Below are 22073 nucleotides of genomic sequence, written 5' to 3' on the forward strand. Positions count from 1 at the left end.
CCCAACGCCTTGCAAAGGACGCTTCGTCGCCCCATATCCCTTCCATCACTCAATTCAAGTGGATAACGGGCAACCATGACCCTCTACCCCGAACACCGATATGACGATCACGGCCAGTTGCGCCCGCCTCTCTGGTTCTGGCCCATCGCCCTGTTGCTGACCCGCTCGGTCTGGCTCTTTCTGATGGCGGGAGTGACCCGCGAGAGCGGCAGCGAGATCCTGACCCTCTTCTATCCGGACAAGATCACCCTCTACATCAGCCTGCTGACCGACGTCCCCGCCATCCTGGCGTTGCTCGCCTGCGGGGGCACCTATCAGCAGACCCAGAGCATTCGCGCCAGACTCCGGCGCCATAGCCCGCTGCTGCTACTCTGCTCTGCCGTCAGCGGCCTGCTGATGCAACTGCACAGCCTCAATCTGCAAAAGTGGTCGTTCAGCTGGCCCACCGCACTGGTGCTGGTCGCCAGCCTCTGGGCGCTCTGGTATCTGCTGCGCAGTCGCCAGCTACGGGAATATGCCGCAGACCAGCCCCACTAACGGGGCTGACACCTATTGACGAGTGACCCGGATCTGCAGGGTCTGGCGCTCGCTCTGGCTGCCTCGCCCTCCCTGTAGCTGGGTGCCGAGGCTGCTTCCTTGATCCGCTGAGCTGGTCGAAAGCTCTCCCACCGTCAGCCACTGGCCCGGGGCCCCGCTCACCTCGGTAGCACTCTGCCCACGATTGATGGTGCCCTGATCCAGCCTCGCCTGTTCGCTGCTCAGCGCAATCTGCACCCGATCGCCAATCAAGGTGGCCGTGGCATAGAGGCCGTTCACCAGCGGCATCATCCCCACCACTGCCCCCCCGTTCCATTGGTAGAAAGTCACCGGCTGATAGGAGCCCATCTGCAGCAGCACGGGACGGCCAGACAGCCCGCGCACCTGCCAGCTGTCGTTCTGGCTGCGCTGGTACTGCTGGGCGTTGCCATCGACCAGCCACTGCCGCTTGGCCTCGTCGCGACTGATTGAGCCCCCCAGTTGCTGACCGCTGGCGGCACCATCGACCCGCCACTCGATAAGCAGGCTTTGCGGTGGCTGGTTGACCTGCGCCAGCGTGGCTTCGGCCTCCTGCAGCTGGGCTGGCGTCCCGCTCAGCACCAGCTGATTACCCATGGCACTCACCCCAAGCTGGGGATAGATCTCCTTGAGGGTCTGCACCGCCGCCTGCGCCTCGAAGACCGGGATCACTTTCACCTCAGCCCACAGCGACGGGCTCCACAGTCCCATCATGCAGCCAAGCCACAGCAGCGCCCTGCGGCCAACCTTGCCCATCCAAACCATTACGCTCTCCTCGTTCTCTGTGCTCTTCTCGCTCTCTGTTCTCGCGTAGACCCACACCCGCAGCCAACTGATCGGCCCTATTCCGCTCACCCATCGATGATGAACCCGACGGTTGCCAAAAAACAACCGGGAATGCAGCAACCCCGTGATTTCCCACGGTATGAGGCTCTCATTCCACGCCCGTTATCGCGTAAGATAGCGCCATCATAGTTGCCCAAGCGGAATCCATCATGTTGAAACAGCTGTTGTTACTCCTCCTCGCCCTGCTGCTGGGAGCCTGCTCCCTGACCCAGTACAACGTCAGCGAGGCCGAAATCAACCAGTACCTCAAAGATCAGGTCTCTTTTGAAAAACAGCTGGGGATCCCCGGCATCATGTCGAGCAAGATCCGTCTGGATGAGATGCAGAGCCGTATCGGCCGCAAACAAGCGGATCGCATCGAGCTGGACGCCGCTGGCGACCTGCAGGTGAGCAGCCCCCTTGGCAGCCAGCAGATGAAGATCCGCTTTGCTTTGAGCGCCCGTCCGGACTATGTAGCCGATCAAGGCGCCATCTATCTGCGCGACCTTGAGTTGGTCTCGGTCAAGACTGAGCCGGCCGATATCGGGGCCGCCCTCACCCCGCTGCTGCCTACCTTCAATCAGTCGCTCTCCCTGTTCCTGTCGCAAACGCCGGTCTATCGCCTCGACAGCAGCCGCAAGAACGAAGCCAGGATCAAGGAAAAGGTCGAAGCCCTCAAGGTAGAGCCGGGCCGTCTGGTCATCCCGTTCAAGCTGCTCTGATCGCCGCCGCACCGGCACGTTCAGCGCAATAAACAGATAACCGCCCTCTTCGACAGCACACGTCTGCTTTAACGTGCTACCGATCAGGGCGGTTTTTTACTTCTCAAGTCCCCCTCAACACAGCATAATGCAGACCATTCTCATTTAGATTCGTCATGAGAAGCGTCAATAATAAAACCAATGGTGAGAAGGGACATGAGAAAAACCGTACTGGTTCAGGCGATCGCCTGCGCACTGATCAGCGGCGCCGCACACGCTGCCGTCAAGGTCGAAGACAAGACATTCAATACCGCAGCCAACATGCTGGCCTATACCGAATTCGAGCTCTCCGGTGAGCCGCTGGCCGAAGCGCTGGGGCTGGATCTGGACGTGCTGGATGCCAACCGTGCCGATGAGCCGACCCCGTTCGACTTCGCTGCCGGCATCGAATCCTACGAATACTCCGAAGAGGCGATGTACGCCCTCAACTACCAATCCGGCATGGGCCCGCATCTGGTGAACGGGCCGCAAAACCTGGCCCGTGGCGGCACCATGGTCTCTCTGGGGCAACGGGTGCTGGCCATGGCCGACGCCGTTGGCTTCCCGGCTGATGAAGTGCCGCAGGGCATGTATCCCCTCTCCCTGCCCTATGCCTCAGCCAATCCGGAGTTTGCCCAGGCCGTCAACGCCACCCCGGTCAATGGCGACCAGATCACCATCAAAACCGCCAAAGGCACCGAAAAAACCGTCAAGACCCAGGTACCCGCCTACTTCCGCGACTACAGCACTCTGCGCTGGAGCGGCAGTGACAACCTGCTGGTGCCCGCAGCGGTGGGCGGCATCCTGCTCAAAGAGGTGATGTGGTCCCAGGACTTCCTCGGCGGCATGCACGTGGCCGAGAGCGATGAAGAGGTGGAAGCCGCGTCCGCCACCATGGATCAGGACGGCAAGCACAAGCTGGGCGTCTCTGCCGCCGACGGCTTCAACGGCATGATGCTGACCGAGCAATCCATCGACAAGCTGACCATCATGCAGAACCAGCTCGGCTTCGATGGCAAGCAACTGGGCGCCAAGATCACCCCGCAGTACGATCCGGCCAAGGGCGTTGTCTACTTCCCCCATCAGGTGAAAGTGACCGAAACCAGCAACAACGATGCCGGTGCCATCGGCAAGCTGGAGGTGGTGGATGGCTCCGCCCAGCTGCGCGATGCCTGGATGATGCTGTGGCCGCTCTCCGAGTTCTACGCTTTCAGCGATCAGCGCAGCGCCAACACCAACCAGAACCCGGCCTTCCACGCCGTGTTTGACGGTGCGCCGTTTGCCGCCGCACCGGCTGCCAACAAGACCAATGACCTGGGCAACGCCGTTGCGGGCAGCGATGCCTTCTCGCTGGCGATCAATCTCTCCAACCTCACCTTCAAGAACCTGGCTGCCCTGCACTTTGATGCCAAGTCTGGCACCCTGGTCGACAGCTGGCAGGCAAGCAAACAGGGCAAGCACGTCACCACCTTTGACGCCGCTTACGCACTGGTCGCCCTGCAGATTTTCCAGCGCGCTCAGGACGCGCTGCCGGTCGGTTACGCCGCCGGTGACAATGGCGAGCTGAACCTCAAGACCAGGCAGGGTCAGCAAGCGCTTGAGCTTATCCGCAAGCAGGCCGATTTCATCCTTGCCAACCTCAAGGGCAAAAATGGTCTGGTGCATGACGGCATCACGCTGGGTGGTAAGCTCGATGCCGGCCACTCCATCGATGCACAGTTCGCCGCCATCCGTGGTCTGACCGCTGCGTTCCTCGCTACCTCCGATGCCAAGTACCGCACTGCCGCCCGCGAGCTGTTTATCGCTGCCGACAAGGCCTACTTCAATGCCAAAGCGGGCACCTGGCTGGCGGGTAAACAGGGTGAATACACCCCCTGGACCCAGGCCGCCATCTCCGGCGCCCTGCGCTCTGCCATGCTGAACCTGCGCAACGAAGGGGCCGAGAAGGCGCCCGAGCTGGAGCTGGCCAAGCTGACAGGTCAGTACGTCAGCTGGTTCCGTGGCACCGTCAACGGTGGCATGCAGATGGCCGAGTGGATTGGTGACTCCGGCGAAAACATCATCGAAGGTGCCGGCAGCGACACCGATGAAGATGGCGTACCGCAAGTGACCGCCGCAGGTGGCAAGCACGGCACCGCCATGGTGATGGCCGCCAAAGCAGTGGTTAGCGAGTAATCCTCGCCATTCACCAGCATGAAAAAGGGAGCCAAATTGGCTCCCTTTGCATTACAGCGTCTGACACAGTTTCAAGGGGTTTCCTCAAACCAGCTTGTCCAGCATCTCCTTGGTCACCAGCACAATCCCCTGCTCGGAGCGGTAGAAGCGGCGGCTATCCTCATCGGCATTCTCGCCCACCACCAGCCCATCGGGCAGCACACATCCCTTGTCCACAACCACCCGGCGCAGACGGCAACCGGCGCCGATCTCTACCCCGGGGAAGATGATGGCCTGATCCAGGGTGCAGAAGGAGTGCACCCGCACATTGGTAAAGAGCACCGAGTTGAGCACAAACGACCCGCTGACGATGGTACCGCCCGAGAACATGGAGTTGATGGTCATGCCGTGCTGACCATTGCGGTCCTGCACAAACTTGGCAGGTGGCGTCAGGGTCTGGCTGGTCCAGATGGGCCAGTTCTGATCGTAGATATCGAGCTCGGGCAGCACGGAGGCGAGATCCATGTTCGCTTCCCAGAACGAGTCCAGCGTACCCACGTCACGCCAGTAAGGCTTTTGCCCCTCGCGCGCCCCGACACAGGACATGTTGAAGGGGTGAGCAAATGCCATCCCCTCCTCCACGATGCGGGGGATCACGTCCATCCCGAAGTCGTGTTTGGAGTCCTGATTGTGAATGTCCTCCTCCAGCAGTTGGTAGAGGTACTCCGCCTCGAAGATATAGATCCCCATGGAGGCCAGCGAGCGATCTTCGCAACCCGGCATGGCGGGCGGATTGGCCGGTTTTTCGACGAAGGCGCGGATCTTGCGCTGCTCGTCGATATCCATGATCCCGAAGGCGGATGCCTCGGCCCGCGGCACCTCGATACAAGCCACAGTCACCTTGGCGCCAAGGCGCACATGGTCGAGCAGCATGGCAGCGTAATCCATCTTGTAGATGTGATCCCCCGCCAGCACCACCAGGTATTTGGGGCCGTAGTCGCGGATGATATCGACGTTCTGATAGATGGCATCGGCGGTGCCGCGATACCAGTGCACCTCGTCCACCCGTTGCTGGGCAGGGAGCAGGTCGATGAATTCGTTCATCTGGTAACGCAGGAAGGACCAGCCCGATTGCAGGTGACGCAGCAGGCTGTGAGATTTGTATTGGGTGACTACACCAACGCGGCGGATCCCCGAGTTGATACAGTTGGAGAGCACAAAATCAATGATCCGGAATTTGCCACCGAAATGGACGGCAGGCTTGGCGCGGTTGTCAGTCAACTGCTTCAGGCGACTACCACGTCCACCCGCCAGCACCAGTGCCATACTCTGGTTCAATAATTGTCGTGCTTTGGCACTATTTTCGGGCTCTAACAACATGATTTACCTCTGCCTTGTTTGATCTATTTTCAACTCATCTTCGCCTGTTTCGGCACCTGTGAAAGTGGTTTCACTCACATTTAACCGATCTCAATTGACCCTTTTCGCCGAGTTGCGAGGAATAGCATGCTTTGCTCCGCCAGCTTGGTTAAAATTCCCCCACAAAGCAGCCACTTCAAGGATGACAAGATGGTTCACAAGCTCGGACGTACCCTCTTTCTGATCGCCACCATAGTGACCATACCCCTGCTGCTCCTGCAAGCAGTTTGGTTGGCCCTTCAGAGCACACCGCTCACTTTGGCCATTATTCTGGCCACCACACTGCTTGGCATGATCCTGCTGTTGATGTTGGCCATACGCACCATGGATGGCATGCTCCAGCATCAGGAGCTCATCTGGGTCAAGGCGATCAGGGGGCGGGATCCCTCACAACTCGATGAGCCCGCCTCCCAGGAGGTGCTGCAACAGCTGCTGGAACAGTTCGAAAGCGCCGAGCAGAGCGCTCATCGCCAGCTGACCGAGCTCAGCAATCTGGCCACCACAGACGAGCTGACTCAGCTACTCAACCGCCACGCGTTTCGCCGCGACATGACCGAGTTGCTGCAGCGGGATCAGGACACCCAGACCGCGACCCTGGTGCTGATCCGTGCCACCGAGCTTGGCAAGATCAACGCCCAGCGCGGCTTCCAGTCTGGTGATGCCTATATCAAGGACATGGCCGCTCTCATCAAGCGGGTGGTAAGCCGCTTCCCGGGCAATCAGGTCTACCGCATTTCGGGGGCTGATTTCGCCGTGCTGGTGCAACCGGTGGCCAATATTCCTCCCCATCTGCTGGGGCAGGATTTGAAGGTGGCCTTCGATCACTATCAGGATCAGCACGAGCTGGAGAGCACCGGTTACTCGGGGCTGACCAAGCTCAGCAGCGGCCAGAAAATTGAAGCCGTGCTGGCCAGAGCGGATCTGGCGCTGGCTCGCGCCCAGACCGAAACTATCAACGGCTGGGCCATCCAGCAGGATGACAGCGCCTCCGATCTGCAGGGGCAACACCACTGGCGCGACGTGCTGACCGAAGTGCTGGCGCAGGAGCGGCTCAGCTTTACCTATCAGCCAATCCAGCCCCTGCACCGCAGCATGCTGGCTTACAACGAGATCTACACCCGCTTCAGCGGCAATGACGGCACTGCCCTGCCCACCGACACCCTGTTTGCCATGGCCCAGCGGCTGGATATGGTGATGCGGCTGGAGCAGCTGGTCATTACCCACATCATGCGCCAGTACCGGGCCTTTGGTGCCAACCAGAGTCGCTGGGGGATCAACCTCTCCCCCAACTTGCTGCAAAACAGCGCCTTCCTGATCTGGCTTGACCGCCAGCTGCTCAAAGATCCCAATACCAGCGCCAATCTGGTGTTCGAACTGGATGAAGAGCATCTGGAGCGCAACCTGACCGGCGCCAAGCGGGTGTTTGAACTGCTGCGCCGCAACGGCAGCCGCTCGGCCATCGCCAATTTCGGCAAAGGGATCGGCTCCTTTACCCTGTTTCGCGAGCTCAAGCCCGACTATATCAAGCTGGACCCTGCCCTGATCACCGGGCTGGAGCAGGATCAGACCAACCAGCAGTTCGTGCGGATGATCGTCGATGTATCACATCGGATGGGGTGTCAGGTGATTGCAGAGGGGGTAGAACAGCTTGGCCAGAAACAGCTGCTGCAGGGGATGTACGTGGATGGTTTGCAGGGCTATCTGATCGCCCGGCCGCAACCGCTGCGACCGGATATCAGCCAGCTGGGGCTCTTTACTGAGGATGCTTCAGCTTCAAAAGGGTCAGAATGATGTCATTGAGCTGGCGATAACGCTCCAGCTCTTTCTGATCGTAACGGGTTGCCAGCGTGGTGGGGTTGTGGCGATTTTTGAGGTAACGGTTGATTTGCAGGCGATTGAACCCCGCCACCTGATAGACCTGGCCAAGCAGGGTATTGAGTTCATCGTGCTCCAGACCGGCTCTGGCCAGATAGTCCCCATCGGCGGGACTCTCGGTCTGGTGACTCCACTTGCCAATGCGACCGCTCTCTTGCAGATAGCTGAGCCACTGCTCGATATAGAGGGGTTTGCACCCCGCCAACAGATTGAAAAAGCCCACCGCGTCGCAACGACAACCGCTCAGGAGCACGACCGCCAGCTTATCATCATCGCATTGGAAGGTCACAGGTCCGACTTGCGCCCAATCCAGCGCCTGCACCCGAATGCTGGCCTTCTCACCCGCAGCTCCCGTTACGTCGAATACAAACATGGTGCTCCTCCCTTGGCAAAAGGTTGATGATGGACCATCCCCCTGACAGGTGCAAAGGCAAATCGGCTTTTAACTCATCAATCGGGCCATTCGACCATAAAAAAGACCGGCCCCCTCACGGGTGCCGGTCTTTGTCACGATGGCCTGTACGTTCAGGCCATCAATGGAGGCGCTTTCAGGCGTCCAGTTCAACCAGTGCCTTGGCCAGCTCGATGGGTTCGAGCTCCTGGCCTTCCAGATCGGCGTTCCAGTTCGGGCCGACCAGCACATCATCTTCATCCAGATCGTTGATCCAGATATCGAGAAACTCTTCCAGATCGATCACTTCCGGCTCGTAATCGGCCCACTCGTCGACGCAGTGCAGACGGGCGTCCTCTTCGGCAGACCAGAGCGGCATCACGTCGGCATCTTCAAATTCGGCGGAGCGGCAGACGACCCAGTCTTCCCCATAGCGCAGACCCCACACCTGACCCGACTCGCGGACTTGTTCGATAAACAGTTGGAAATTGGCGTCAAGGTTGTCGTTAAGCATGCTCATGGGATTCTCTCTTTCTTTCGGGTGCTGCGGCATTGTCGGGCGACAATACGATGGCCAAATGGTGTCGTAAAAGTGACATGGACTCAAGCATATTGGGGTTATTCCGGGAAAAAAGCCGGGATAACCCATATTTGCTTGCAAAAACGCCTCCCGATGGAGGCGTCTTGCAGATTCAGGAGATCAACGCTCCCAGTAAACCTCTTCCAGGCTGTCCTCTTTCTCCGGCAAACCGCGGGAGAGACGGGGGCTGCTCTGGGCCAACACCTCGTAGCTGACGCGGTTGGCGTATTTGCACACCTGGGCCAGTGAGGAGTAAGTCAGGAACTCGGAGATGTGCTTGGCGGAGTTGGGCACATTCATCCGGTGATAAGAGTTGGCCACCATGTCGTGCAGCACAGCGGAAAGGGCGCCATCCCCTGCCCCGTTGGTGTTCTTGATCTTCTCCGGGCCACCCATGTACGGGGAGATGTGGGAGTAGATGCGGGCCGGTTTACGGCACTTGGCGCGGGCCATCGGGCGGCTGAACTCATACATGTTGAACTCGGGGATAACGCCGGGCAACAGGGTATGAGTGGTCTCGCGCTTGTAGTCCTCATCGGTGTAGCTCGCCATGTAGAGGCCGATGGGGCCAGCAGTACAGAGCACCATGTCGGCCCAGTCGAGCGCCTTGTCGGCCGCACCGAGCGGATCAGCGATACCGGTCAGGGCTTCACCTTCGTCTTCGTTCATCGCCAGCACGGTCACGTTTTCGGCAATGAAGTCGCGCCACCACTGGGGATTTTCGTCGATGACGAAACGGGTGCCCAGGGTCAGCACCACGGGAATACCGGCCTCGCGGGCATAACGCACCGCGGTCATGGCCGCCTCTTTCATCGGATCACCATCGTCACCACGCACCAGATAGGCGGTGATCACCAGGGCAGATGCCCCTTTGATCACATCCTCCGGAATATGCTGCACATCCAGCTGGTTCATCTTGCCGGCGTTGATGCCGAAGCTGCGCTCGCCGCACTCGGTAATGAAAGTGAAGCAACGGCCGATGGGGCCATCAACTGGCTGCAGATAGTCCAGATTGACGCGGGAAGAGGTGTTGCACAGATAACGGTAGGCGTAGCAGCCGATGCGAATGTCCTGACTCATCACACCCAGCAGGATGGAGTGGGAATCGGCCAGTACCGAGTAGTTGTGTACCGTGTTGCCAATGGTGCCACCGGCAAACTCGCTCACCACCATGTTGTTGGCCTTGAGCTCGTCATAAATGCGTTCTGCCACGTCGTCGTTGATGACGACGGAGTGCCCCTTGCTCAGACCATAACGGGTCAGAAAGTCTTCATCCACATGGGCTTCGATATCAACCAGGGTCTGATCAATCCCGACCACGTAGGCTTTGCCCAGCTCGGTTAACAGGGGATTTTGCGGAACCAGGGGATCGCGTCTGTCGACAGGGAAGTAGTGTTTGGACTTGCGCTGACCGGGAAATTTCATGGCAATGTTCTGTGCTCTGGGGGAAAGAGGGGCGGGATTTTAACACAATCCGCCGCCCCGAAAAGTCGCCCTGTTTAAATAATGGAGTCAGTATAGACAAGGCTTGCAAGGAAAAACGTTTGCCTTTTCACCATAAAAAAACCACCCCGTGCGGGGTGGCTCCATAGCATAAAAAATCGCTAGTTTTCAGGCGGCCGCCATGCCCTGAAACAGGGCCAGCAGCGAGAAGAGGCCGAGGGCGAGCCAGAACAGCAAGGTCCCCAGAAAACGGGGCACATTGGGGGCTTTGGGGATCTGGATGCCGATGGCATGCAGGATGCGGCCAACCAGTAGCATGGCGCCACCGGTATGCAGCCAGAGCGCACCGGCACCGGAGAGCTCGCACAGCGCCATCAGCAGCAGGGTCAGCGGCACATACTCGGCAAAATTACCGTGGGCCCGGATCGCCGCCAGCAGCTCGGGGGCCTCCCCCTGCCCTATCATCACCCCGAACTGGGCGCGGCGTTTGACCACCCAGAAGGAGAGCCCCAAAAACAGCAGCCCCAGCAAGCCTGCGTAAATCAGCGTGATATGCACCATAAGACGACTCCTTGTTTGACTGGCTGCAGGTCACTCATGCCAATTCGCGGCAGATGAGTGAGACCATCATCCTGATGTGGGCCTGATCGCTGTTGAGGGCCGGAATATATTCAAACCGCTCGCCACCGGCCTCCATGAAGATCTCCCGGTTCTGTACCTGAATTTCCTCGAGGGTTTCGAGGCAATCGGCCGCAAAGGCAGGACAAATTACATCGAGCCGCTTGATGCCCGCAGCAGGCATACCGCCAATGGTCACGTCTGTGTAGGGCTTGAGCCACTCCTCCTTGCCAAAGCGAGACTGGAAACTGGCCGTCCACTGCCCGGCCTCCAGCCCGAGCGCCTCGGCCAGCAAGCTGGCGGTATGGCGACACTGGTGACCATAGGGGTCCCCTTCGTTCTCGTAGCGCTCGGGAATACCGTGGAACGACATCAGTAGGTGATCACCCTGACCGTGCTGCTCCCAGTGACGGCGCACGCTCATGGCCAGCGCCTGAATGTATTCGGGGTGGGCGTGATAATCACGAATGAGCCGTACCACCGGCAGATTGCGTTCTCTCTTCATCGCCTTGCCCCAGGCATCGAAGACCGAGGCGGTGGTACTGACCGAATATTGCGGATAGAGCGGCAACAGGATCACCCGGTTGACCCCTTTGGCCTTGAGCGCCTGCCAGCCATCATTCACTGACGGGGAACCATAGGTCATCGCCAGCTCCACCGGCACCTCAACCCCCTCCCGCTTGAGCTCCTGCTCCAGCGCAGCACGCTGCTGCTTGCTTATCACCATCAGCGGCGAGCCCTGCTCGGTCCAGACCTGCTGATAGAGCTTGGCCACTTTGGGCGAGCGCGTCGGCAAGATGATGAAGTGGAGCAGCGGGCACCAGAGGTAACGGGGCAGGTCCACCACACGGGGATCGTGCAGAAACTGGCTGAGGAACGCTTTGACGGCAGCGGTGGTCGGTGCGGCTGGGGTACCCAGATTGACCAGCAATATTCCGGTTTTCGTGGTCACGTTGGCTTCCTGTCTATCTGTCATTATGCAAAAAGGGCCCGACAGGGCCCTTCTCTTTATTTATCTGATGGCACGGGAAACAGTGCCGGCAGCAAAGATCAGCCCAGAATGGTGGCAAGCTGCTTGCTGACCAGATCAACCGGCTGGGTGCCGTCGATCTTGACGTAACGGGTGTGGCCCGCTTCCGCCTCTTTGCCGTAGAAACCGATCAGCGGCGCGGTCTGCTGATGATATACATCCAGACGCTTGCGTACTGTGGTCTCTTCGTCGTCGGCGCGGATCACCAGATCTTCACCGGTCACGTCATCCTTGCCTTCCACTTTCGGCGGGTTGAACACCACGTGGTAGGTACGGCCGGAGCCGGAGTGAACACGACGGCCGCTCATGCGCTTGACGATCTCTTCGTCCGGCACATCGAACTCCAGTACGAAATCAACCACGACACCGGCGTCCTTCATGGCTTGCGCCTGGGGAATGGTGCGCGGGAAACCGTCCAACAGGAAGCCTTTGGCGCAGTCCGGCTGAGCGATGCGCTCTTTCACCAGACCGATGATGATGTCGTCAGAGACCAGCTGACCTGCGTCCATCACAGCTTTGGCTTTCAGACCGAGCTCGGTGCCCGCTTTGATCGCCGCACGCAGCATGTCGCCGGTGGAGATCTGGGGAATACCGTGTTTTTCCATGATGAACTGAGCCTGGGTACCTTTGCCGGCGCCCGGAGCCCCCAACAGAACAATGCGCATACACGCTCCTATTGATTGGTTATTCAAATCTTGCGAAGGCAAAAAAGTACACGGTTTCGCCCGTTTCTACAAGGGTGAGCCACTTGAATGAGCACTTTATCACCACAATAACCGGCTGATCGAACAGGATTTCATCGCAAGGGGAAGACGCAAAAATAGCTAGGGATTCAGCATAGAGCGCCAAAAGCAGGAAGGAGGTACGACAGAAAAAAAGATCCCGGCTCAGGGCCGGGAATTGCGCTCAAAAGTAACTACTTGTCGCTCGTAGTAGGAACAGGGCAATAGTAGTTTGCCCCCTGTGCGTCAACAACTGTCAGATGTGACAGGCAGGCCGCTATGAAACCTGAACTGCGGATCCGGCGAGCAGATAAGCTCGGCTTCCAGCTTGCCAAAGAAGGCCACCCGCTCGCTGATATCCTCCCCTGCGTACTGTTCGGCCAGGCTCAGGTAATCCTGATAGTGGCGCGCCTCGGAGCGCAGCAAAGAGATGTAGAAGCGGCTCAGCTCTTCATCCAGATGGGGCGCCAACTTGGCAAAACGCTCGCAGGAGCGGGCCTCGATATAGGCGCCGATGATCATCTTGTCGACTATGGTGGCCGGTTCATGGGTGCGCACATGCTGCATCAACTGGCGGGCATAGCGGGAGGCCGTCACCGGCCCGTATTCGATGCCGCGGGCCTGCATGATCTCCAGCACCTGCTCGAAGTGATGCAGCTCCTCCTGAATGAGCCGCACCATGGGAAACAGCAGTGGATTGCGCTCCAGCTCGGCAAAGACGGTGCGATCAGACTCCCCCATGCTGCGTTTGCCCAGGATCTCGGCCTTCTCCGGAATGGCATCCAGCTCGCGATAGAACTCCAGCTTGGGCAGCAGATGGCGCTTGCCCTTGGGCAGGCAGTAGCGGCGCACCAGACTGTGGGCAGTGAGTGCGGCCTTGGTCTCGCAGTTGGCGTGATCGATAAGCAGGGTCGGTAAACGGGCCGGATCCCGCGCCATCTCTACCCACTCATCCGGGGTCTCGCACTGCAAAAACTGGCGCACTGGGGCTAGCAGATCATCCATCTGAACTCTCGTCTCTTAAAAGCGTATCGATCATATATATTGCCGCCTATGCTAGCGGATCCCGCTGGCCATGCCCATATCCGGCAAGATAAACGGATGTTTTTCAGACAGATACACCCTACCCCTTCTGGCGGTGCGAGGTAGAAACGACAATGGGGGCCACTGGCCCCCATCTCGCTATCCCATCCGGCAAAACCGCAAACGTTTAACTGCCTTCGTTAAAAATTTCCAGATTGCTGGTGCCTTCCTGCCATTCACGCACCGCTTTGGTGTCATCGTTGCGCAGGGCGTTGAGGTGATCCAGATAGGACTGGTCCACATCGGAGGTGACGTAGTGGCCATTGAACACCGAGGTCTCGAAGTGACGCAGATCCGGGTTGATCTCCCGCACGGCGGCTTCCAGATCTTCCAGATCCTGGAAAATCAGACCGTCAGCGCCAATCAGCTTGCACACTTCTTCCACTTCGCGACCGTGGGCGATCAGCTCGTTGGCGGTGGGCATGTCGATGCCATAGACGTTGGGGAAACGAATTTCCGGCGCCGCCGAGGCGAAGTAGACCTTGGCTGCCCCCGCTTCACGGGCCATCTGGATGATCTGCTCGGACGTGGTACCACGCACGATGGAATCATCCACCAGCAACACCTTCTTGCCCTTGAATTCGGAGCTGATGGCGTTGAGTTTGCGGCGCACTGACTTCTTGCGCTGGGTCTGGCCCGGCATGATGAAGGTACGGCCGATGTAGCGGTTCTTCACGAAGCCCTGACGGTATGGCAGATCCAGGGTGTGAGCGATCTCCAGCGCCACGTCACAGGAGGTCTCGGGGATGGGGATAACCACATCGACGTCGAGATCTTCCCACTCGCGGGCAATCTTCTGACCCAGCTTGCGACCCATGTTGAGGCGGGCGGCGTAGACCGAGACCTTGTCGATGCACGAATCGGGACGAGCGAAGTAGACGTATTCGAAGATGCAGGAGCTCATCTGCGGGTTCTCCGCACACTGCTCGGAGAAGAGCTGGCCCTGCTCGGTGATGTAGATGGCTTCACCCGGCGCAATATCCCGCACAGTTTCGAAACCGATGGCGTCGAGCGCCACGCTCTCGGAGGCGAGCATGTACTCCACCTGGCCCTGCTCGTCCTGACGACGACCGAGGATCAGTGGGCGAATGCCGTTGGGATCACGAAAACCGATGAGACCATGGCCAATCACCAGCGAGACCACCGCATAAGCACCGCGGATCTGCTGATGGGTTCTGCGCACCGCGGCGAAGATATCTTCGGGGCGCAGGGCCATCTTGTCACAGCGATCCAGCTCGTGGGCCAGCACGTTCAGCAACACTTCCGAATCGGAGGTGGTGTTGATGTGACGACGGGCGACCTTGAACTGCTGCTCCTTGAGCTCCTTGGCGTTGGTGAGGTTGCCGTTATGGGCCAGCACCATGCCGTAGGGCGAGTTCACATAAAAAGGTTGGGCTTCAGCGGCACTTGAGCTACCTGCGGTGGGGTATCTGACATGACCTATGCCGATGTTCCCTTGCAGACGCTGCATGTGGCGCACTTCAAACACGTCCTTCACCAGGCCATTGGCCTTGCGTTGCCGGAAGTTTCCACTATCTATGGTCACGATCCCGGCGGCATCCTGTCCCCTGTGCTGCAACACCGTCAAGGCGTCGTAGAGGGCCTGATTGACGGGGGTGGTGCCAACTATACCGACAATACCACACATGTCTTTGCTACCTCGAAGTCACTATACCTGTTTAAGAAAACTGGATGAGTTCAACATGAACCCGAAAAACCACTGGATCACCGGCTTGAACTCCGGCACCAGCTTGGACGCCACCCACCAGTCGCTCTGGGAGAGGCTGGTGAAGGTATCCATGAAAAAAAGCAGGGCACTGACGATCAGCACCCCGCGAATTGCACCGAAGCAGACCCCCAGCACCCGATCGGTACCGGAGAGACCCGTCTTGTCCACCAACAGGCCCACCACATAGTTGACCACACTGCCGAGGATCAGGGTCGCCACAAACAGCGCCGCGATGGCCAGACCGTTGCGAACCAGCGCGTCGGAGAAGGAGGTGAAATAGACGGCGAGATCGGGATAGAAATGGCTGGCAATAAAGAAGGCAACGAACCAGGTGACAAGAGACATGGCCTCCTTGACGAAGCCGCGCACCAGGCTGATGAGAGCAGAGAAACCGACGATGCCGATGATGGCGTAATCAATCCAGACCATAGAAAAAGATGTCCTGCGAAATTGCGGCGCAGTCTAACAAAAACGATTGCGCATTGCTTGATAAAAATGTGTTAACTGTTCAAAGCGACGCCGAAAAGCCGCATTTTTTCAGCACTAAAACGGTTGATCGGCGCCAGAATGCACAACGCCATGGCAATGCCATGGCGTTGTGGTCTGCGGTGTGAGCTTACCCGATGTGGGTCAGGCCACCCATGTAGGATTGCAGCGCAGCCGGGATGGCGATGCGGCCATCTTCCTGCTGGTAGTTCTCCATCACGGCAACCAGGGTACGACCCACCGCCAGACCGGAGCCGTTCAGGGTGTGCAGCAGCTGCGGCTTGCCGTCGATGCGCACGCGAGCCTGCATGCGGCGCGCCTGGAAGTCGGTGCAGTTGGAGACAGAGGAGATCTCACGGTAAGTATTCTGGGCCGGCAGCCACACTTCCAGATCGTAGGTCTTGGAAGCGCAGAAGCCCATGTCACCGGTAGAGAGCGCCATCACGCGATACGGCAGCTCCAGCAGTTGCAGCACCTTCTCGGCGTGACCGACCATCTCTTCCAGTGCATCCCAGGATTTCTCCGGGTGAACCAGCTGAACCATTTCAACCTTGTCGAACTGGTGCATACGGATGAGGCCACGGGTATCACGACCGTAGGAACCGGCTTCGGAGCGGAAGCAGGGGCTGTGGGCGGTCATCTTGATCGGCAGTTCTTGCGCGTCAAAAATCTCGTCACGGGCCATGTTGGTGAGCGGCACTTCGGAGGTCGGGATCAGGGAGAACTTGCGCAGTTTGCCCTCTTCTTCCCCTTCGCCTTCGATACCGGTGTTGAACAGGTCCTGAGCAAATTTCGGCAACTGACCGGTGCCATAGAGGCTGTCCGGGTTCACCAGATAGGGCACGTAGCACTCGGTGTAACCATGCTGCTGGGTGTGCAGATCCAGCATGAACTGAGCCAGGGCACGGTGCAGACGGGCAATCTGACCCTTCATCACCACAAAACGGGTACCGGAGAGCTTGACGCCGTTTTTGAAGTCAACGCCCTTGGCCGCTTCGCCCAGATCGATGTGATCGCGTACCGGGAAGCTGAACTCGCGCGGGGTCCCCCAGCGGCGCACTTCCACGTTGTCGTTCTCGTCACGGCCTACCGGGGTGGTCTCGCTCGGCAGGTTGGGGATGGCGTCGGCAATGGCTTTCAGCTGGGCCAGCAGGGCATCCAGCTCGACCTTGCTGGTTTCCAGCTCGTCGTTGATCTTGGTCACTTCGGCCTTGAGCGGGGCAACATCTTCACCACGACGGGCAGCTTCACCGATGGATTTGGAGCGGGCGTTGCGCTCGGCCTGCAGCTCCTGGGTACGGGACTGCAGATCCTTGCGTTTCTCTTCCAGAGCGTTGACAGCCGCTACGTCCAGAACGTAGCCACGTGTCGCCAGACGAGCGGCAGCCTCTTCGATATCGCTGCGCAGATATTTGGGATCCAGCATGGTTTACCTACTTTTTTAAAATGGGATCTGGGCCTGAGTCGTCATGACGGGCTGGGAAACAGATCCGGAAGTTAACATCGGTTGGCGCACCCCAATCGTCTTCAGAATCGGGCCTCAACTATCAGGCCTTCGAGATCAAGAAGATGGCGCAAGGCCAAGACAAGCGGGGTCAGACGGGCAGTGTAGCAGACCGCCCCCCCGCCCGAACAGGGACTATTTGTGTCGTTTTTACCGACTTTGGCACGCAAACCGTCCTGCATATTCAAACGCCTGACCAATTTTCAGCCACGCGGGGTAACAAAGGGGCTATTTGCCCCGTTGCTGCGGACTTTGCCTGTCCAGTTCATGGAGGTAATCGAGCTTCTGGCCAATCTGCTTTTCAAGGCCGCGATCGGTGGGCTGGTAGTACTGCTTGCCCGCCAGCTCGGGCGGGAAATACTGCTCGCCTGCGGCATAGGCGCCCGGCTCATCATGGGCGTAGCGATACTCGGCGCCATAGCCCAGATCGCTCATCAGTTTGGTCGGCGCATTGCGCAGATGTACCGGCACCTCGAAGTCAGGGAGGTTTTTTGCATCATGAAGCGCCGCCTTCCAGGCGGTATAGACCGCATTGCTTTTCGGGGCGCAGGCGAGATAGACGATCGCCTGGGCGATGGCCCGCTCCCCTTCCGCCGGCCCGATCCGATGGAAACAATCCCAGGCCGACAGGGCGACCTGCATGGCGCGCGGATCGGCATTGCCCACATCTTCCGAGGCAATCGCCAGCAAGCGGCGGGCAATATAGAGGGGATCGCAACCGGCGCTCACCATACGGGCGTACCAATAGAGCGCCGCATCCGGCGCCGAACCGCGAATGGATTTGTGCACCGCCGAGATGAGGTCGTAGAAGTGATCCCCCCCCTTGTCGAAGCGGGCCACGTGCTCCCCCACCACGGCGGCGAGCAGGGCACTGTCGATCACCCGCGCCCCTGCGCTGTCGGTTTCGGCCATGTCGGCCAACAGCTCCAGATAGTTGAGGGATTTTCGCCCGTCCCCATCAACTGCCTTAGCCAACGCCTCTTTGACGCCGGGGGCAAAGGTGAGTGCCGGATCATTGAGACCACGGGGATCGGTCATCGCCTGATCGAGCATGGCGAGAATATCGCTCTCCTCCAGTCGCTTGAGCAGATAGACCCGGGCTCGTGAGAGCAGTGCGTTGTTGAGTTCGAACGAGGGGTTTTCGGTGGTGGCACCGATAAAGGTGATGGTGCCATCTTCGATGTGGGGCAGGAACACATCCTGCTGGCTCTTGTTGAAGCGGTGCACCTCATCCACAAACAGAATGGTACGCACCCCGCGCCAGCTGTTCTCCTTCGCCTTGTCGATAGCGGCGCGGATCTCCTTGATACCGGAGGTGACCGCAGAGAGTCGTTCCACTTCCGCCTGACAGTAGTGAGCCATCAGCTCCGCCAGCGTGGTCTTGCCGGTCCCGGGTGGCCCCCACAGGATCATCGAGTGGCAGTGACCCGCCAGAATGGCTTTGCGCAGGGGCTTGTCAGCCCCCAGGATATGTTGCTGACCGATATACTGGTCGAGGTTTTGCGGCCGCATCCGGGCCGCCAGCGGACGAAAGTCCGATGAGAAATCCAGCGACAAGTTGCTCATCTGTATTGACCACCCAACGTCACGCCACTCGCCTTTGACTGGCGCAGTGGCGAGCAATCCAACGACCGCTTGCTCATTAGCGCTGGTCGTCCAGCTCGACCCCCTTCGGGATCTTAAAAACAAATTCGTTGCCCTTGAGCACCGGCTTGCGGTTGAAGCTGCTCAGGGTGAATTCACTCCACTGCCCTTGCGCCTCTTTCACATCGAAACGACTGATGTTGTCTTGTCTGTCGAAGGTGACACGGAAGGAGGCAATCAGCTCATCCTTGTTGCGGCTGGTGACGGTGTAGACATCCCCCTCCTTAGTCACGTCATAGTTCTTCCAGAACTTGTCGTCATTGCCAGCGATCAGAATAAAGGGGGTGTTGAGCACCGCATCTTTCAGCTTGAGGGCGGTAACCTGCTCGACGAAGGGATCATAGACCCAGACATCCTGACCATCGGCAACGATCAGGCTCTCGTCCGGCGAGGTGGTGTGCCAGTTGAAACGGTTTGGCCGCTGCACCAGCAGATCGCCGCTGGCCTTTTGCAGCTCCTTGCCCTTGCTGTCATAGACGGTCTGGGCAAATTTGGCGGAGAAGAGGCTCACTCCCGCCAGCTTCTGTTTGAGATCGCTGGCCGCATCGGCCCACACCTGGCTGCTGGCCATCAGCAGCACGGTACCCATCAACAGTTGTTTTTTCATCACGCTCTTCATAAAGACGCTCTCGATAAAAGGCCACGCCCACGGAGGGCATGGCCAGGGATAGTAAGAAACGGTGAGGCTTAGTCCCGCACCGGCGGCGGTGCCAGCACGTCGCGCTGACCATTGCCACCCGGTGAGCTGACGATGCCCTGATTCTCCATCTGCTCGATGAGACGGGCTGCCCGGTTGTAACCAATCTTGAACTTGCGCTGGACGCTGGAGGTCGAGCCACGGCGGGACTCCACCACAAAAGCGACAGCCTCATCGAACAGGGGGTCGAGCTCTTCATCGCCACCACCGCCATATTCGCCGCTGCCACCTTCGCCACCCGACTCACCGGAGAGGATCTCCTCGATGTAGTTCGGCTCGCCGCGCAGTTTCCAGTCCGCCACCACCTTGTGCACTTCGTGATCATCGACGAACGCACCGTGTACCCGGGTCGGGTTGGAGGTCCCGGCTGGCATGTAGAGCATGTCGCCCATACCGAGCAGAGATTCGGCGCCGCCCTGATCGATGATGGTGCGCGAGTCGATCTTGCTCGACACCTGGAACGAGATACGGGTCGGGATGTTGGCCTTGATAAGACCGGTAATGACATCCACCGACGGACGCTGGGTCGCCAGAATAAGGTGAATACCTGCGGCCCGCGCCTTCTGGGCGATACGGGCGATCAGCTCTTCCACCTTCTTGCCGACGATCATCATCATGTCGGCAAACTCGTCCACCACCACCACGATGTGGGGCAGTTTCTCCAGCTCCGGCGGCATCTGATCCATGGAGTCACCCGGGCGCCACAACGGATCCAGCAGGGGTTCCCCCTCCTCGATGGCGGCCAGCACCTTGTCGTTGTAGCCCTTGAGGTTGCGCACCCCGACTGCCGACATCAGCTTGTAACGGCGTTCCATCTCGCCCACACACCAGCGCAGGGCGTTGGCGGCGTCCTTCATGTCGGTCACCACCTCGGTCAGCAGATGCGGGATCCCTTCGTAGACGGAGAGTTCCAGCATCTTGGGGTCAATCATGATGAAACGCAGATCATCGGGGGATGACTTGTAGAGCATCGAGATGATCATGGTGTTCACCCCCACCGACTTACCGGAACCTGTGGTACCAGCCACCAGCAGGTGCGGCATCTTGGCCAGGTTCACCACCACCGGCTCGCCGGCGATGTCCTGACCCAGGCCCATGGTGAGCGGGTTGCGGCTATCGCGGAAGGCATCGCAGTCGAGGGTTTCGCGCAGGTAAACGGTCTGACGCACCCGGTTGGGCAGCTCGATCCCCACATAGGTCTTGCCCGGGATCACCTCAACCACCCGCACGCTGCTGGCAGACAAGGAGCGGGCCAGATCGCGCGAGAGGTTGGTGATCTTGCTCGCCTTCATGCCCGGCGCCAGATCCAGCTCGAAACGGGTAATAACCGGACCCGGATAGACACCCACCACCTTGGCCTGCACGTTGTAGTCGGCAAGCTTTGCCTCCACCAGACGGCCCATGCGATCCAGCTCATCCTTGCTCATCATCTGAGTCTTGGCTGGCGGTCTGTCCAGCAGTTCGATACTCGGTAACGGCGGCATTGTTGACTGCGGACGACGCTTGGGTTTGGTCGGTGCGACTGCAACAGGTGCGGCGACCTCATCGTCCCCTTCGGCCCACGGCAGATCCAGATCGTCCTCATCATCGTCATCGGCCACAGCCAGTACCGGCTGACGGCGACCATTGGCGGCCGCCACCGCACGTTTCGGCTTGGCAGCCGGAGCCGACTCATCATCTTCATCATCAAACTGAGGATCGAACTCGAAGGTATCGTCGTCGAGTTCCGGCAGCCACTCTTCGGCGGCAGCCTTCTGGTTCTTGGCCTTGGGCTTGCGAGTCCAGCTGGTGTGCGGCTCATCTTCCTCGTCATCAAACGCGATGGCCCCTACCCCGCCTTCCAGCAAGGGATCCGGCCCCTCGTTACGGGGTTGACGCCAGCCACCGGTCAGCCAGCGGCCGAGGGTGGTCGGGAAGTGGTAAACAGCGCTGACCGAACCGGTACAGGCCGCGCCGATCTGCTCGACGATGGTGAGCCAGGACCAGCCGGTAAACAGGGTGATGCCGGTTGCCACGAAGCAGAGCAGCATCAGGTTGGCCCCGACGCCGCCAAACAGCGGCACCACCGCGGAAGCGATCACATCCCCCACCAGACCACCGGCGGAGAAGTTTTGCATATCGTTGAAGTTCATGCTGGCAATGGCCGACATGCCGAGCACGGTCAGGATAAAGCCGATGATCCGCACCCCCAGGGTGAGGTAATCCACATCGAGCAGACGGCTCGGGCGCCAGAACAGACTCCAGCCCAGCAGCACCACCAGCGGCGGCACCAGATAGGAGAAGGCACCAAAGGTAAACATGGTGATATCGGCGAGCCAGGCACCGGCACTACCGGCGAGGTTCTTTACCTCCCCTTGCCAGGAGGTCTGGGACCAGCCGGGATCAGCGGGATGATAGGACAACAGGGCAAGCAGAAGATAAGCAGCCATCAGGGTGATGGCGATCAAGACGGCTTCGAAGATCCGTTGTGTACCTGATAAAGGAGTAAACAGCTTTTTATCGGCCAAACTCCGGCTCCTTTCTGAAAACATGTAATGCAGGAAATAAGGGGGCCTAGTATCCCCGAAAAGCCCATCGA

Annotated in this window: 20 protein-coding genes; 5 read left to right on the forward strand and 15 right to left on the reverse strand. The window is 59.2% G+C overall.

Translation table 11 applies throughout. The features are described from left to right. The first annotated feature begins 75 nt into the window (after positions 1 to 75). Positions 76 to 537 carry a DUF2919 domain-containing protein gene (locus BN1139_RS02585; protein WP_005337060.1) on the forward strand — a complete coding sequence of 154 codons (462 nt, stop codon included), beginning with the start codon at positions 76 to 78 and terminating at the stop codon, positions 535 to 537. Positions 538 to 549: 12 nt separating this feature from the next. Here the strand turns inward: BN1139_RS02585 and BN1139_RS02590 are convergent, their stop codons facing one another. Beyond that, positions 550 to 1269: a hypothetical protein gene (locus BN1139_RS02590; RefSeq protein ID WP_370510290.1), complete on the reverse strand. Its 720-nt coding sequence runs from the start codon at positions 1267 to 1269 to the stop codon at positions 550 to 552. Between the two features lie 281 nt (positions 1270 to 1550). On the opposite strand from BN1139_RS02590, the gene BN1139_RS02595 reads away from it, so the two are divergent. Both BN1139_RS02595 and BN1139_RS02600 read left to right on the forward strand, forming a co-directional pair. Continuing rightward, positions 1551 to 2102, forward strand: a complete 552-nt coding sequence (locus tag BN1139_RS02595) for a lipoprotein (protein ID WP_005351241.1) — start codon at positions 1551 to 1553, stop codon at positions 2100 to 2102. A 195-nt stretch (positions 2103 to 2297) separates the two neighbouring features. After that, complete coding sequence (locus BN1139_RS02600; protein WP_005351238.1) at positions 2298 to 4295, forward strand: hypothetical protein; 1998 nt, start codon at positions 2298 to 2300, stop codon at positions 4293 to 4295. A gap of 84 nt (positions 4296 to 4379) precedes the next feature. On the opposite strand, the gene glgC is transcribed toward BN1139_RS02600, so the two are convergent. Next, positions 4380 to 5654, reverse strand: coding sequence for a glucose-1-phosphate adenylyltransferase (gene glgC / locus BN1139_RS02605; protein ID WP_005337070.1), 1275 nt, complete (start codon positions 5652 to 5654; stop codon positions 4380 to 4382). Positions 5655 to 5843: 189 nt separating this feature from the next. On the opposite strand from glgC, the gene BN1139_RS02610 reads away from it, so the two are divergent. Beyond that, complete coding sequence (locus BN1139_RS02610; RefSeq protein WP_041202690.1) at positions 5844 to 7484, forward strand: EAL domain-containing protein; 1641 nt, start codon at positions 5844 to 5846, stop codon at positions 7482 to 7484. Here BN1139_RS02610 and BN1139_RS02615 read toward each other — a convergent pair. The 9 genes from BN1139_RS02615 to BN1139_RS02655 form a co-directional block, all read right to left on the reverse strand. Next, complete coding sequence (locus BN1139_RS02615; protein ID WP_005351233.1) at positions 7447 to 7941, reverse strand: hypothetical protein; 495 nt, start codon at positions 7939 to 7941, stop codon at positions 7447 to 7449. The genes BN1139_RS02610 and BN1139_RS02615 overlap by 38 nt on opposite strands. Before the next feature lie 175 nt (positions 7942 to 8116). Next, complete coding sequence (locus BN1139_RS02620) at positions 8117 to 8479, reverse strand: DUF2750 domain-containing protein (RefSeq protein WP_005337077.1); 363 nt, start codon at positions 8477 to 8479, stop codon at positions 8117 to 8119. A gap of 180 nt (positions 8480 to 8659) precedes the next feature. Further along, a complete protein-coding gene (locus tag BN1139_RS02625; RefSeq protein WP_005337079.1) occupies positions 8660 to 9964 on the reverse strand; it encodes an inosine/guanosine kinase in 1305 nt (434 codons plus the stop codon). Between the two features lie 186 nt (positions 9965 to 10150). Continuing rightward, complete coding sequence (locus BN1139_RS02630) at positions 10151 to 10543, reverse strand: MAPEG family protein (protein ID WP_005351232.1); 393 nt, start codon at positions 10541 to 10543, stop codon at positions 10151 to 10153. A gap of 34 nt (positions 10544 to 10577) precedes the next feature. Further along, positions 10578 to 11552, reverse strand: a complete 975-nt coding sequence (hemH, locus tag BN1139_RS02635) for a ferrochelatase (RefSeq protein WP_005351231.1) — start codon at positions 11550 to 11552, stop codon at positions 10578 to 10580. A 98-nt stretch (positions 11553 to 11650) separates the two neighbouring features. Beyond that, positions 11651 to 12295, reverse strand: coding sequence for an adenylate kinase (gene adk / locus BN1139_RS02640; RefSeq protein WP_005337083.1), 645 nt, complete (start codon positions 12293 to 12295; stop codon positions 11651 to 11653). A 303-nt stretch (positions 12296 to 12598) separates the two neighbouring features. Continuing rightward, positions 12599 to 13357 (reverse strand): tRNA isopentenyl-2-thiomethyl-A-37 hydroxylase MiaE, encoded by a 759-nt coding sequence (gene miaE, locus BN1139_RS02645; RefSeq protein WP_005351230.1) that lies wholly within the window; start codon positions 13355 to 13357, stop codon positions 12599 to 12601. A gap of 205 nt (positions 13358 to 13562) precedes the next feature. After that, positions 13563 to 15083: an amidophosphoribosyltransferase gene (gene purF, locus BN1139_RS02650; protein ID WP_005351229.1), complete on the reverse strand. Its 1521-nt coding sequence runs from the start codon at positions 15081 to 15083 to the stop codon at positions 13563 to 13565. 21 nt (positions 15084 to 15104) lie between these two features. Then, positions 15105 to 15593, reverse strand: a complete 489-nt coding sequence (locus BN1139_RS02655) for a CvpA family protein (protein ID WP_005337086.1) — start codon at positions 15591 to 15593, stop codon at positions 15105 to 15107. Between the two features lie 8 nt (positions 15594 to 15601). Between BN1139_RS02655 and BN1139_RS21280 the strand changes: the two genes are divergently transcribed. After that, positions 15602 to 15778: a hypothetical protein gene (locus BN1139_RS21280; protein ID WP_155396129.1), complete on the forward strand. Its 177-nt coding sequence runs from the start codon at positions 15602 to 15604 to the stop codon at positions 15776 to 15778. A 2-nt stretch (positions 15779 to 15780) separates the two neighbouring features. On the opposite strand, the gene serS is transcribed toward BN1139_RS21280, so the two are convergent. From serS to BN1139_RS02680, 4 genes are all read right to left on the reverse strand, one after another. Continuing rightward, positions 15781 to 17076 carry a serine--tRNA ligase gene (serS, locus tag BN1139_RS02660; RefSeq protein ID WP_005351225.1) on the reverse strand — a complete coding sequence of 432 codons (1296 nt, stop codon included), beginning with the start codon at positions 17074 to 17076 and terminating at the stop codon, positions 15781 to 15783. A gap of 306 nt (positions 17077 to 17382) precedes the next feature. After that, entirely contained in the window at positions 17383 to 18720 is a 1338-nt protein-coding gene (locus BN1139_RS02670) for a replication-associated recombination protein A (RefSeq protein ID WP_005337091.1), read from the reverse strand. Positions 18721 to 18796: 76 nt separating this feature from the next. Continuing rightward, entirely contained in the window at positions 18797 to 19405 is a 609-nt protein-coding gene (lolA, locus tag BN1139_RS02675; protein WP_041202762.1) for an outer membrane lipoprotein periplasmic chaperone LolA, read from the reverse strand. 80 nt (positions 19406 to 19485) lie between these two features. Beyond that, on the reverse strand, positions 19486 to 22002 hold the full coding sequence (locus BN1139_RS02680) for a DNA translocase FtsK (protein ID WP_005351216.1): 2517 nt from the start codon (positions 22000 to 22002) through the stop codon (positions 19486 to 19488). Between the last annotated feature and the right edge of the window lie 71 nt (positions 22003 to 22073).

Source organism: Aeromonas veronii bv. veronii (assembly GCF_000820225.1).
GTDB lineage: Bacteria > Pseudomonadota > Gammaproteobacteria > Enterobacterales > Aeromonadaceae > Aeromonas > Aeromonas veronii.